Consider the following 13524-nt stretch of genomic DNA (forward strand, 5'->3'; position numbering starts at 1 on the left):
ATCCAGGAAACACTAGAGCGAAGGACTTCGTCGCCAGCAGCGCCGCCGCCCTCGTTCAGTGATCGGGCTTATAGACCCTACCTCCGAACCAAGTCAACACTCATACTGTAAAAATTCTGACATTTTTCTAAGCCATTGATAAGAAAAAGAGATTTGATGGAACGGCAAAAATCCTGGGAAATTCGCCCCGTTCAAACCCCATTCCAGGATTCATTTTACGCCTTTCGGGCAAAACGTCCAGCAGCGGGCTTTCAGAGAGGCGGATTCACGCCTCCGAAGGGCCATCGAGCGGCCCTCGGCCCGACAAACCTCGCATTGCCAGTCCTCCAGCCAGCACCTAATAGAAATCAAGCTATAGAAGGAGCGGAGAATGTTGGTCTTCGACGAGGAGCAGACACGCGCGGTGCTGGTCTGGCCTATGAATAGGTGCGGAGCCGGCAGGCGTGACATATAGAGTGCCTCCATTGCCGGAACTGCCGGTCTCGCACGTACTCACCGATATAGGCGCGGCTCTTGCCGGGCATGGGCGCGCCGTGCTCTCGGCGCCACCCGGCGCCGGCAAGACGACCTTGGTACCTCTCCATCTCCTGGGTCAGGCATGGCGCGGCGATGACAAGATCATCGTTCTGGAGCCGCGGCGGCTCGCAGCAAGGGCGGCGGCGGCCCGTATGGCGTCCTTGCTCAACGAACAGATCGGCGACACCGTCGGCTACCGCATGCGACTGGACAATCGCATCTCCGCCAGGACCCGCATCGAGGTGGTGACGGAAGGCGTGTTCGCGCGGATGATCCTCGACGACCCCGAACTCCCCGGCGTCTCCACGGTCATCTTCGACGAATTCCATGAGCGCTCGCTGGATGCGGATTTCGGTCTAGCGCTGGCGCTCGACGTGCAATCGGCGCTGCGCGAGGACCTGCGCATCCTTGTCATGTCGGCGACGCTCGACGTGGAGCGTGTCGCAACCCTGCTTGAGCATCCACCTGTAATAGAGAGCATGGGCCGCAGTTTCCCGATCGACATCCGTCATCAGGATCGGCCAGCCGGCGAGCGGATCGAGGATACGGTGACACGGGCGATCCTCGATGCACATGCCAGCGAACAGGGCTCCATCCTCGCCTTCCTGCCGGGACAGGCCGAAATCACCCGCACCGCCGAACGGCTTGAGGGCCGATTCGGCCCCGCGACGATGATCGCGCCGCTCTACGGCAATCTCAGCCAGAAGGAGCAGGACGCGGCAATCCGGCCGGCGCTGGCGGGTACCCGCAAGATCGTGCTCGCGACCTCGATCGCCGAGACATCGATCACCATCGATGGCGTGCGCATCGTTATCGATAGTGGTCTGCAGCGGTTACCCGTCTTCGAGGCCTCGACCGGCATTACGCGGCTGGAAACGGTGCGCGTGTCGCGCGCCTCGGCCGATCAACGCGCCGGGCGCGCGGGGCGAACCGAGCCGGGCATTGCCATTCGTCTCTGGCATCCCGGCCAGACGGCGGCATTGCCTGCCTTCACGCCACCGCAGATCCTCTCCAGCGATCTCTCCGGCCTGGCGCTCGATCTCGCGCATTGGGGCGTGCAGGATCCGGCGACCCTCGCCTTTGCCGACCAACCGCCCGTCACCACGCTTTCCGAGGCGCGGGCGCTATTGCGGCAACTGGGGGCGCTCGATGCGGAAAACGGGCTGACGGCACGCGGCCGGCTGATGCGCGAGCTGGCGCTGCCGCCGCGGCTGGCCGCGATGGTGATCTCGGCCGCCGAGTTTGGCCAGGCACGTGAAGCGGCGTTGCTGGCCGTATTGCTGACGGAACAGGGGCTCGGCGGGCAGAGCATCGATCTCGAAGAGCGGCTGAGGCGCTTCAAGACGGAGAAGGGCGAACGCGCCGAGGCCGCACGCCGGCTGGCCGGAAGGCTCGCCTCGGCGGCCGGCGGCAGCGGAACCGCGGCCTCCGCACCGCCTGCTCTAGCGGGCTCGTTGTTGCTGCATGCCTTTCCGGACCGGATCGCCCTGCAGCGCGGCGGCCGCGGACGCTTCGTCATGGCGAATGGGCGCGGTGCGGAACTGCCGGAAACGGAGCGCCTTGCCGGATCGCCGATGCTCGTTATCGCCGATCTGACCGGGCGCGCGGCACAGGCACGCATCCTGGCAGCCGCCGAGATTTCGCGAGGGGATGTCGAGGAACATCTGCCGGGCGAGATCCGCACCGAGGATCAGAGTTTCTTCGACAAAGCCAGCCGGCAGTTGCGGGCACGGCGTGCCACGCGGCTCGGCGCCATCATCTTTGAGGAAACGCCGCTACCGCGCCCCTCCGGCGAACAGGCGGCAAAGGCGCTGGCCGAAGGAATTCGCGAGCTCGGGATCGGCGTGCTGCCCTTTTCCAAGGAGGCGGCGCAATTGCGGGCGCGGATAGGCTTTCTATACCGCACGATCGGCGAGCCGTGGCCCGACATGAGCGACGAGGCCTTGCTCGCACGGCTCGACGACTGGTTCACGCCGTTCCAGACCGAGGCGCGCGGCCTTTCCGACATTGCATCGGGCGGCCTTTCGAACGGTCTGATGTCGCTGGTGCCGCATGAGCTGCAACGCGATCTCGCCCGGATGGCGCCGACGCATTTCGAAGCGCCGACCGGCCAGCGCCATCCCATACAATATGATGGCGAGGAGCCGCTATTGACCATTCGGGTTCAGGAGTTGTTCGGCCTGAAGCAGCATCCGACCATTGGCGGCGGCAAACTGCCGCTGGTGCTGGAATTGACATCGCCGGCGCATCGGCCGATCCAGACGACGCGCGACCTGCCCGGCTTCTGGGCCGGATCCTGGAGAGATGTGCGCGCCGACATGCGCGGGCGTTATCCAAGGCACCCCTGGCCGGAAGCCCCGGCGGATGCGCCGCCGACGACACGCGTCAAACCAAGGGGGACCTGAAGATGGCACGCTTCTTCAGAGGACTGGAAAAACTCTCCGAGGCCGAGCTAAAGGCTCAGGATGGCCATCTCAGCAGCCGGCGGCTGAGGCTGCAGACGCTGGTGCGCCTGCGCTGGCTTGCCGTCGGCGGCCAGACGGTGACCGTCATGATCGTCGCCTTCTGGCTGAAGTTCCCGATGCCGCTAATGCCGTGCTGCGTGCTGATTGCCTGCCTCGCCTGGATCAACTTCTTCCTGACCCTGCGCTTTCCGCCGACGCACCGGCTGGAGCCGCCGGCGGCCTTCGCGCTGCTCAGTGTCGATCTTCTGCAGCTTTGCGGGCTGCTGCTGATCACCGGCGGCCTAGCCAATCCCTTCTCGATCCTGGTCTGCGTGCCCGTCATCATTTCCTTTGCCTCGCAGCCGATCCGCTACAGCATGACGCTGATCGGGCTGGCGATGATCTGCATCACCGGCCTTGCCTTCTCGCCCTTCCCGCTGCCCTGGTATGACGGTGTTGCCACCAGCGTGCACAGCGTGATGCAGCTGGGCGTATGGTGCTCCATCGCTTCCACAATGGCATTTGCGGCTTTCTATGCCTATCGCGTCTCCATGGAGGCGTCGCAGCTTGCCGATGCCCTGGCAGCGACGGAGCTGGTGCTGCAGCGGGAAAAGCACCTCTCCCAGCTCGACGGGCTGGCGGCGGCGGCAGCACATGAGCTCGGCACACCGCTTGCGACCATCAGCGTCGTCGCCAAGGAGATGGAGCGCGAGCTCAAGGAGGACGACCGGTTCCGCGAGGATGTGGCGCTGCTGCGCAGCCAGAGCGAACGCTGCCGCGATATTCTGCGGCGGCTGACGACGCTCTCCTCGGAAGACGAGGCGCATATGCGGCGGCTGACGCTGTCGTCGATGATGGAAGAGGTCATTGCGCCGCATCGCGAATTCGGGATCGCTCTGGAACTGATAGAGAGAAGCCCACGAGCCGGCGAGCCGGTGCTCAACCGCAATGCCGGCATCATGTATGGGCTCGGCAACCTGATCGAGAATGCCATCGATTATGCCCGCAAGACGGTGACCGTCACCGTTGAATATACCACCGATACGCTGACGATCGTTATCGAGGATGACGGCAACGGCTATTCCTCGGAAATCCTGATGCGGATCGGAGAGCCCTATGTGACGACACGGCAGCGAGACGATACGGCAGGCGGTCTTGGGCTCGGCCTCTTCATCGCCAAGACCCTGCTCGAGCGCTCCGGCGCCGCTCTCTCCTTCGGAAACCGCGATCCGGAAACGCCGGGAGCCCGCGTGCGCGTCGAATGGCCGCGCATGTTGATCGACAGTAATTCGACAAAATGATTTTCACGGCTTAAAACAACGGCTGTCAAAATTGGTAGAATATGCAGGCGGATGATCGCCGGGATAGAAGATAGAATGACGGATAAAGAGCTTGCCGCCCCGCATGCCGGGGACAAGGAGGCCGCTGCCCATATCGGCGCGGATGCGACATTGCTGATCGTCGATGACGATGGCCCGTTCCTGCGCCGCCTAGCGCGCGCGATGGAGACCCGAGGCTTCGTGGTCGAGACGGCGGAATCAGTGGCGGAAGGCGTTGCCAAGACCAAGGCCAACCCGCCGCAATATGCGGTCGTCGACCTTCGCCTCGGCGACGGCAACGGCCTGGATGTCATCGAAGCCATCAGGCAGAAGCGCGACGACACGCATATCGTCGTCTTGACCGGATACGGAAACATCGCCACCGCCGTCACCGCCGTCAAACTCGGCGCGCTCGACTATCTGGCCAAACCCGCGGACGCCGATGACGTCTATGCGGCGCTAACGCAGCGCCCAGGCGAAAAGGCGGAAGTGCCCGAGAATCCGATGTCGGCCGACCGCGTGCGGTGGGAACATATCCAGCGCGTCTATGAAATGTGCGAGCGCAATGTCTCCGAGACGGCGCGGCGCCTCAACATGCATCGCCGCACGCTGCAGCGCATCCTTGCCAAGCGGGCGCCGAAATAGAGCATTTCCTGGAAAAGTGTGCAGCGGTTTTCCGTCCGGAATTGCGCTGGCCGGAATTGCGCTGGGAAGTGACCTATTCCGGCGCGAAGGACTTGCCCGTCGCCCATTCCGCCAACAACAGGCGCTGGGCGGCCGCGCGGGAGAAATTCAACGTCACCGACTTGCGGGTTGCCGGCGCCAGGCGATGCTCCGGCGCCTCGCGGATCATGTGGGCGCCATAGCCGTCCGACAGGAAGAGCCCGCATTCCTCCGGAAAGATATCCAACGGCACATCCTTATGCGTGGCGAAGAAAAGCCGATCGCAATGCTGCCGATAGTCGGGCCATTTGCGGTCGACGCGAAAATCCTCGATCGATGTCTTGATCTCGATGATCCAGATCTCGCCCTTTTCCGAGAGGGTGATGAGGTCGGCCCTGCGACCGCTGGCCAGCGGCAACTCAGGCAAGATGGCATGGCGCATCTCGTGCAGTAATAGTTGCATGCCTTTGCGTACAAGCATGGCACGTTCCGACTGCCGGCCATCTATTAACGGATTGTTATTGTAAACGTTCAAAATCGTCATGAATTGCCTCGGGGACAGGCAAGCATTGTTGCAAAAAAACCATGTCCCTCTAATTTGCGCGCCGGCGCTATTTTTGTAGCCCCGCAGCAGCTTGCAAAGTTTAGTTTAATGGAAAATAAACCGTAGACAAAGATGATCAATAGTCATCCGTCCCCTGCCACGAAATTTCAAGAGTCTTCCATGCGCATCCGTAATGCTATGACCGCACTCGGCCTTGTCGCAATGCTCGCGTCGGCTGGCTATGCCACCACTGCCGCAGCCGCGCCGTCCGCCACCGCAAACTCCGCCGCCGACACCATCAAGACCTTCGATGGCGACTACGGCATGACGAGCGATAACGGCTTCGAGCTGCCGGCGATCCCGATCCAGAAGGTGAAGCCGCAGTTCCGCCGCCAGATCGTTGCCTACAAGTCCGACGAGGCTGAAGGCACCATCATCGTCAATACGCGCGAACGCCACCTCTATTACATTCTCGGCAATGGCGAAGCGATGCGCTACGGCATCGGCGTCGGCAAGCAGGGCTTCTCCTGGTCCGGTACCGCCTATGTCGCCTGGAAGCAGGAATGGCCGAATTGGCATCCGCCGAAGGAAATGGCGGTCCGCCGTCCGGAAATCGCCAAATATGTTGATGGCGGCATGAACCCGGGGCTTTCGAACCCGCTCGGTGCGCGCGCCATGTATCTCTACAATGAAAAGGGCCAGGATACGCTGTTCCGCCTGCACGGCACGCCGGAATGGGCTTCGATCGGCACCGCTGCTTCCTCGGGCTGCATCCGCCTGATCAACCAGGACGTCATCGATCTCTACAGCCGCGTCCTGCCGGGCCGCAGCACCAAGGTCGTCGTTATCCAGTAATCATTACTGGTATCCAGATTGAAAAAGGCCGGGTTCGTGATGAACCCGGCCTTTTTGTTTTGGGGAATTGCAGTCGATGCTATGCCGCCTCACTCGCCCTTCGAGGCTTCGCCTTCCGCTGCGCGCCTCAGGATGAGGACTGATCTTTTCCCTTGCCGCAAGACTCTCTCCACCTCATCCTGAGGTGCCTTGCCGTCAAAGCGTCAGCGCAGACGACAAGGCCTCGAAGGATCGAGGTGGCCTCTGACCGAGGGAAGGACCTATCTAAACTGCTTCGCCTTCAGCTCGATACGGCGGCGGTGCAGGACCGGCTCCGTATAGCCATTCGGCTGCTCGCGGCCCTTGAGCACGAGATCGAGCGCTGCCTGGAAGGCTATGGAGCCATCGAAATTGCCCGACATGGCAACATAGAGCGGATCGGAAGCGTTCTGCTGGTCGACGACGGCGGCCATGCGCTTCATGGTTTCGATGATCTGTGCTTCGGTGATGACCTTGTGGTGCAGCCAGTTGGCCATGTGCTGCGCCGAGATGCGCAGCGTGGCGCGGTCTTCCATGAGGCCGACATTGTTGATGTCGGGCACCTTGGAGCAGCCGACGCCCTGATCGACCCAGCGGACGACATAGCCGAGAATGCCCTGGCTGTTGTTGTCGATCTCGCGCTGGATTTCCTCCGGCGTCCAGTTCGGCCGCGAAGCTACCGGCACCGATAGGATATCGGAAAGCTTGGCGCGGGCGCGGCTCTTCAGGCTCTTCTGCACGTCGGCGACATTGACGCGGTGATAGTGGGTGGCGTGCAGCGTCGCCGCCGTCGGTGACGGCACCCAGGCGGTGTTGGCGCCAGCCTTGGGATGGGCGATCTTCTGCTCCAGCATGGCCGCCATCAGATCCGGCATGGCCCACATGCCCTTGCCGATCTGGGCATGGCCGGAAAGACCGCATTCCAGGCCGATATCGACATTCCAGTTTTCATAAGCGGCGATCCATGCGGCCTGCTTCATATCACCCTTGCGGATCATCGGGCCGGCTTCCATCGACGTATGGATTTCATCGCCGGTGCGATCGAGGAAGCCGGTGTTGATGAAGACGACGCGCTCGCCGGCGGCGCGGATGGCTTCCTTGAGGTTGACCGTGGTGCGGCGCTCCTCGTCCATGATGCCCATCTTGATGGTGTTGCGTGGCATGCCGAGCACATCCTCGACACGCGAGAAGATCTCGGCCGCAAACGCGACTTCTTCCGGCCCGTGCATCTTCGGCTTGACGACATACATCGAGCCGGTGCGGGAATTCTTGCGGCAACCGCTCGGGCCGATATCGTAGAGCGCGATCAGGGCGGTGATCGCGGCATCCATGATGCCTTCCGGCACTTCGTTGCCGTCACGGTCGAGGATGGCCGGATTGGTCATGAGGTGGCCGACATTGCGCACCAGCATCAGGGAGCGGCAATGCAGATCGAAACTGCCGCCATCCGGAGCCGTATAGGTGACATCAGGATTGAGCCGGCGCGTGAACGTCTTGCCGCCCTTGGCGACTTCCTCGGTCAGGTCGCCCTTCATCAGGCCGAGCCAGTTGCGATAGACTTCGGCCTTGTCCTCAGCATCGACGGCAGCGATGGAATCTTCGCAATCCATGATCGTGGTGATCGCCGATTCCAGCCGAACGTCGGAAATCCCGGCCGGATCGGTCTTGCCGATCTCGGTGGTGGCGTCGATGACGATTTCGATATGGATGCCGTTCTGCTTCAGCAGGATATGCGAGGGAGTGCTGGCATCGCCGAGATAACCGGCAAAATGGCTGGCATCCGCCAGAGCTGCCGCGCCGCCCCTGGTCGCGGTTGCCAAAGCTCCGCCCTTGACGGCAAGACCGGTGACATCCTTCCAGCTTGCGCCGGCAAGCGGCACGGTCGAATCGAGGAAATCACGCACCCAGGCGATGACCTTTTCGCCACGCTTGGGATTGTAGCCCCTGCCCTTCTCGGCTCCGTCGGTCTCAGGAATGGCGTCGGTGCCGTAAAGCGCATCGTAGAGCGAGCCCCAGCGCGCATTGGCGGCATTGAGGGCATAGCGCGCATTCATCACGGGAACGACGAGCTGCGGGCCGGCGATCTCGGAGATCTCAGGATCGACATTGGCGGTGGAAATCGAAAATGCCGGGCCTTCGGGCACGATATAGCCTATCTCGCGAAGGAAGGCTTCGTAGGCGGCGAGATCCACCGGCGCGCCGTTCTTGCGATACCAGTCGTCAATCGCAACCTGCATCCGGTCGCGCTTGGCGAGCAGATCGCGGTTCTTCGGAGCGAGATCGTGGACGATCCTGGAGAAGCCGGCAAAGAAGGTGTCGGCATCGACGCCGGAGCCCGGAAGCGCCTCCTTGACGAGGAAATCATACAGGACCGGTTCGATCTGCAGATCGTTCTTCTCAATGCGGCTCATGCCAAATACTCCTCACGGCCGTTTAACGGCTCAATTTTCACATGCTGCCACTTTGCGCACCGTTTCGCTTCTGTCAATTTTGCAATAATTCGAAAGTTTTATGCACTCAGGGAAACAATCAATCCGCGGCGATGCGAGGGCGACCGCTGGCGGTGGCGATGAAACGCGCCTCGATCAGCTTGCGATTGCCCTCGACCTCGGGCGCATCCACCTGCTCATCCACCGCAACGACGAGATCCACGGCACCGCTGAGCCGCGCCCGCGTCATTGCCGCTTCGACGGCGCGCGTTCGCGCATCGGCAAAACTCTTGTTCTCATCGATGAACCGCAGGTTTTCGCCGGCACCGCTCAGAATATAGATGCCATCCTCCGGCATGGTGACGACGACGGTGGCGCTGGCCCTTACCTGACCGACAACGGCGCCGACGGCGTTGGCGACATCCGCGTCGGCGGGAATGGCGCTTTCGGTCGCCAGCATCGTGGCGATTGCGGGATAGTAGACCGGTGCCGAAGCGCCGAGCCCGACGAGAGGGCGATCGAGCGAAACGGCGAAGCGGGCGATGCCGGGCACGCGACGCAAGGCGCGATCGATCGGGATGGACCTGGCCGGATCCAGATCGGCAACACCATCCTCGGCAAGGCAGGCGGCGAGAATGACTTCGGCCGACTGGCGTGTGAGGCGATCGACGATCTTTTGAGCGAGGTCTTCGACGGACGTGGCTATGGGGCGCCCGGAGCCATCCTTCAGCCGCATCGCCAGCGCCAGACCAAGCCGCGCTGCCTCAGCATTCCACTGATTCTGCCGACCGAGTACATGCATGGCATCAGAAGGCGTGAGCCCGCTCAGGTGCACCAGGCCCCGCGCCACCAGCCGATCCAGCGTCGCCTTCTGCGAGGTCATCGTCAGCAGCTTGTCCAGTGCCACGGGAACTGGACCAATCCTGTCGAACAGGGCCTGCTCGGGCGCGGTAAGCCCACTCGCCAGATGATCCGGCAAGCCGGTGCGCAGCGCGAAGCGGCCGGCATTGCGGGCAAGGTGCGATGCGCGCAATTGCTGCTCCAGCACGTCAAGCACGGCCGGCTCATGCGCATGAGCCGCAAGGCTCAGTGGCAGCAGGCGGCGCGGCCCGAGCTCGAAACTCACGACGAGGCCGCGATCGTTGATCTTCACCTCCGAATCGCCGCCAAGACCATAGGTACGCATCGCAACAGCCTCGACCATGGTGCGGTAGCCGCCGACGACGGCACCGTCCGCGTCCAATCTCGGCCGGCCGGCATCCATGACGGCTACATCGGTCGTCGTGCCGCCAATATCGGACACCACGGCGTCATCGAGGCCGGTCAAATGGCGTGCGCCGACCAGGCTGGCGGCCGGGCCGGACAGAATGGTTTCGATCGGCCGGAGTTTCGCCTCGGCCGCCGAAATCAAAGCGCCGTCGCCACGCACCACCATCATCGGCGCTGCAATGCCACGTGCGGCCAGAAAGCCTTCGCAAGCGCCGACCAGACGATCGATCATCGAGACCAGGCGGGCATTGAGCAACGTCGTCAGGGCACGGCGCGGGCCGCCCAGCTTGGAGGACAACTCATGGCTGCAGGTGACAGGCAGATGCGAGATTTCACGAATACAGTCGCGCACCCTGATTTCGTGAGCCGGATTCCGCACGGCGAAATAGCCGGCGACAGCAAAGGAGGAAACCGACTTCGCCAAGTCCGGCAAGGCTTCTTCCAGCGCCGTCAGATCCAGCGGGCTTTCATTGCCATGGACGTTATGGCCGCCCGGCACGAACAGCACCGGATCGGACCCAAGCGCTTCCGCCAGGCCATCGCGCTTCAAGTCGTCAGGACCGAAGCCGATCATGATCAGCCCGGCGCGGCCGCCCTGCCCTTCCACCAGCGCGTTGGTGGCCAAGGTCGTCGACAACGACACCAGGCCGATGGCCGAAACCGGAACGCCTGCCTCGGCAATGACGGCATCGACGGCGCCGGCGATGCCGACGGCCAGATCATGCCGCGTGGTGAGCGATTTCGCCTTGGCGATCACGCCATCGGCTTCATGGAAGAGAACGGCATCGGTGTAAGTTCCACCCGTGTCGATGCCGAGCAGGAAATGAGACGTCACGAAAATATCCAGCTCTTGAAGGGAATGTGATGCCGTTATTGCACCCTTCTGGCCTGAGCCGCTAGCTGGCAAGCGGCAAAAACAGTCTTAGCGACGTGTCACCCGCATCGGCAATCCACCGCGCGGCTGGGTCGTCAGCTTCTGCACCGGCCAGGGATCGGTCTCTTCGGTCGGATCGAAGCGGAAGCGACGCATCATGACGGCAAGGGCGATGACGGCTTCCTGAAGAGCGAAGGTGGCGCCGATGCAGACGCGGGGACCGGCGCCGAAGGGCAGATACTGGAAACGGTTGATCTTGCCGCGGTTCTCGGGAAGAAATCGCTCCGGCATGAAGGCGCGGGGCTTTTCCCAATAGAGCTCGTGGCGATGCAGCGTCCAGGGCATGATCAGGACGGTGATCCCCTTTTCTATCGTCACGCGCTCGCCCTTGGGGCTCGTCCATTCGTCATCGGCAATCGCAGCACGGTTGATCGAGGGCGCCGGCGGATAGAGGCGCATCGCTTCTTCGAAAGCGGCACGGACATTCGGCATCAGGTCAAGCCAGGCGACAGGTTCGGCATCCGTCGCCAGCACCCGGTCGATTTCCTCTTCCATGGCCTGACGCGTATGCGGACTGTTGGCGACACAGTAGAGCGTCCAGGCGAGTGCGCGCGCCGTCGTCTCGTGACCGGCGCCGATGAAGGTGAGGATATTGTCCTCGATCTCCTCCATCATCAGCCCGTCGGGGCCGGCCTTTTCCAGAAGCAGCGTCAGGAAATCATCCGGCGCGCTGGCGCGGTCCTTGCGCATCTTGTCGAGGCGCTGCTCCATGGTGTTGCGGACGATGCCGCGAAATTTGTCGAGCATCTTCTGGCCGCCGATGCGAGTGATGCGCGGCACCCAGGCGGGCGCGCGCAGTAGGTCCATGGGATCGACGCGCCCCATGCGATGCAGCAGATCGTTGACGTCATCGGCAAAATGCTCGCTTTCGGTGACGATCTCGCCGGAAAACAGCGTCTCGGCCAGGATGGCGAAGGTGAGCTCAGTCATATCGGCGGCGACATCGAACGTGGCTCCGGCGTCGCCGACAGCTTCGTATTTGTTCACATATTCCAGGCTCTGGCTCAACATCTGGCCGGCAAAGCCCTGGGCGTGGCGCGGCGTGAACACGGGTGCCACCGCCTTGCGCGAGCGCTTCCAGACCGGCCCTTCGGCGGTCAGCAGCCCGTCGCGCAGGATCGGCCGAAGCACGAGCTGGCGGATATCGGCCATACGGTAGTTGGCCGCGTTATCGACCAGAATATATTTAATCAGGCCGGGATCGTTGACGATCAGCGTCCGCTCGTTGAAGAACTTCGTCTTGATCCAGGGCAACGTGTAGGAGGGTTCGCCCCATAATTCGAGCGGATTGCGCAGGATCGTCCGGATGATCGTCAATCGCGACGGCGGCACGGTGCGCGGGATCGGCGCCGGCGGAGAGAAGGCTTCCGGGATCATGTCCATCAGATCAATTCTCCTCGAAAGCCGGGCTCCTGTTTGGTCTTCAGCGGCTCCACGCACCCGATATGGTGAGCGCTGCCCGCAAAACCTATAGCAACGACTTCAGGTCGCTCAGCTTCTCATTGATAAGCCAGCCATAGTAATTTTCTTCCGGCCACACCGGCTGCCCCGCTCCCCGGTTCTTTGCAGCCAGGGCTGCGGCCCGCTTGCGGGTGTTGCCGAGATTATAGAGCGTCGCGGTAATGCCGGGATTGCCCGAAATATCCATGCCGGCGATCGAGCGGTAGTCGTCGATCGACTTGCGGATCGACGCCGCCACGAAGGCCAGCGACAAGTCAGGATCCATGATCGCCTTGTAGACGCCGCCCGCATCCTTCTCGTTCAGCTTCGGAATGCCCGAGGTGCTGCTGACCAGATCGGACAGCTCGAGCGCCGTCAGCGGATTGACCTGACCGAGGCCGAAGGTTTGGCCGGCATAGAAAGGCTGAAAGAAAACGGCGCTGAAGCGATTGTCGGGATAGGACTTGCCGCCGACCGTCTTGCCGCGGAAATCATCTTCCCAGACATCGTCGCGGCAGGTCCAGAGGCTGTAGGAATCCCGCTTGCTCTTGCAGACGTCGAATTGCGGCCGGGCGATGAAATCATCAACATTTTCGCCATCATAGGCAAAACGGAAGCTCTGGCCGGCATAGGAGGCCGCCTTGACGTAGTAGGACTGCAGGCCGTCATAGGCATCGACATTGTAGGTATGCTCGCCGACAAGCGCGCCGATAATATGGATCGGATCGATGCCATAGGCCCGCGCCGTCGACTTGATCTTCGACATCAGCTTGGTGTCGGTCGCCAAGAGCTCGCGCACCTTCTGGTACTTGCGGTCGAAGGTGGAATTGGTGCCACGGGTGCGACGCACGGAGGCGCCGGGAACCGGCGGCTGCTCGGCATTGCGGTTGCCAGGCGGCACCGCCGTCGCGGCCTCCGCATAGGCGGGGATCCAGGAGAGGCTGACGACCGCCAGGAGAAGTGTGATCAGTATACGTCGCAAGATGGCTGTCCTGTCGAAGTTTCAACCGATGTTTCCGTGCCGCTGCCTGACCGATAAACTTGGCCGAATAAAGCCATCCTGCACAAAGAAGCGGGCCCTTAACTAAAAAGT

Annotated in this window: 9 protein-coding genes; 4 read left to right on the forward strand and 5 right to left on the reverse strand. The window is 62.4% G+C overall.

Annotation, left to right across the window (positions count from 1 at the left end; genetic code table 11):
• The first annotated feature begins 455 nt into the window (after positions 1-455).
• From hrpB to ACQZ6F_RS18360, 3 genes are all read left to right on the forward strand, one after another.
• The gene (hrpB, locus tag ACQZ6F_RS18350) at positions 456-2921 is read left to right on the forward strand and encodes an ATP-dependent helicase HrpB (protein WP_449094122.1); all 2466 of its coding nucleotides are present in this window, start codon (positions 456-458) and stop codon (positions 2919-2921) included.
• A gap of 2 nt (positions 2922-2923) precedes the next feature.
• The gene (locus ACQZ6F_RS18355; RefSeq protein WP_449094107.1) at positions 2924-4261 is read left to right on the forward strand and encodes an ActS/PrrB/RegB family redox-sensitive histidine kinase; all 1338 of its coding nucleotides are present in this window, start codon (positions 2924-2926) and stop codon (positions 4259-4261) included.
• A gap of 75 nt (positions 4262-4336) precedes the next feature.
• The gene (locus tag ACQZ6F_RS18360) at positions 4337-4924 is read left to right on the forward strand and encodes an ActR/PrrA/RegA family redox response regulator transcription factor (RefSeq protein ID WP_449094106.1); all 588 of its coding nucleotides are present in this window, start codon (positions 4337-4339) and stop codon (positions 4922-4924) included.
• 73 nt (positions 4925-4997) lie between these two features.
• Here the strand turns inward: ACQZ6F_RS18360 and ACQZ6F_RS18365 are convergent, their stop codons facing one another.
• Positions 4998-5486 carry an MmcB family DNA repair protein gene (locus ACQZ6F_RS18365; RefSeq protein ID WP_449094105.1) on the reverse strand — a complete coding sequence of 163 codons (489 nt, stop codon included), beginning with the start codon at positions 5484-5486 and terminating at the stop codon, positions 4998-5000.
• 180 nt (positions 5487-5666) lie between these two features.
• Between ACQZ6F_RS18365 and ACQZ6F_RS18370 the strand changes: the two genes are divergently transcribed.
• Positions 5667-6341 (forward strand): L,D-transpeptidase, encoded by a 675-nt coding sequence (locus ACQZ6F_RS18370; RefSeq protein WP_077470378.1) that lies wholly within the window; start codon positions 5667-5669, stop codon positions 6339-6341.
• A 260-nt stretch (positions 6342-6601) separates the two neighbouring features.
• Here ACQZ6F_RS18370 and ACQZ6F_RS18375 read toward each other — a convergent pair whose 3' ends face one another.
• The 4 genes from ACQZ6F_RS18375 to ACQZ6F_RS18390 form a co-directional block, all read right to left on the reverse strand.
• Positions 6602-8770 carry a malate synthase G gene (locus ACQZ6F_RS18375; protein ID WP_449094104.1) on the reverse strand — a complete coding sequence of 723 codons (2169 nt, stop codon included), beginning with the start codon at positions 8768-8770 and terminating at the stop codon, positions 6602-6604.
• A 118-nt stretch (positions 8771-8888) separates the two neighbouring features.
• Entirely contained in the window at positions 8889-10892 is a 2004-nt protein-coding gene (locus ACQZ6F_RS18380) for a hydantoinase/oxoprolinase N-terminal domain-containing protein (protein ID WP_449094103.1), read from the reverse strand.
• Positions 10893-10979: 87 nt separating this feature from the next.
• Positions 10980-12374, reverse strand: a complete 1395-nt coding sequence (locus tag ACQZ6F_RS18385; RefSeq protein ID WP_449094102.1) for a cytochrome P450 — start codon at positions 12372-12374, stop codon at positions 10980-10982.
• Positions 12375-12459: 85 nt separating this feature from the next.
• Positions 12460-13413, reverse strand: coding sequence for a DUF1402 family protein (locus ACQZ6F_RS18390; protein WP_449094101.1), 954 nt, complete (start codon positions 13411-13413; stop codon positions 12460-12462).
• Positions 13414-13524: the final 111 nt, after the last annotated feature.

Source organism: Rhizobium sp. A22-96, from assembly GCF_053521805.1.

Coding starts and splice junctions, on each gene's coding strand:
- ACQZ6F_RS18385 (WP_449094102.1), bottom strand. CDS start 12,374: ATGGACATGATCCCGGAAGCCTTCTCTCCGCCGGCGCCGATCCCGCGC.
- ACQZ6F_RS18360 (WP_449094106.1), top strand. CDS start 4,337: ATGACGGATAAAGAGCTTGCCGCCCCGCATGCCGGGGACAAGGAGGCC.
- ACQZ6F_RS18355 (WP_449094107.1), top strand. CDS start 2,924: ATGGCACGCTTCTTCAGAGGACTGGAAAAACTCTCCGAGGCCGAGCTA.
- ACQZ6F_RS18365 (WP_449094105.1), bottom strand. CDS start 5,486: ATGACGATTTTGAACGTTTACAATAACAATCCGTTAATAGATGGCCGG.
- ACQZ6F_RS18370 (WP_077470378.1), top strand. CDS start 5,667: ATGCGCATCCGTAATGCTATGACCGCACTCGGCCTTGTCGCAATGCTC.
- ACQZ6F_RS18375 (WP_449094104.1), bottom strand. CDS start 8,770: ATGAGCCGCATTGAGAAGAACGATCTGCAGATCGAACCGGTCCTGTAT.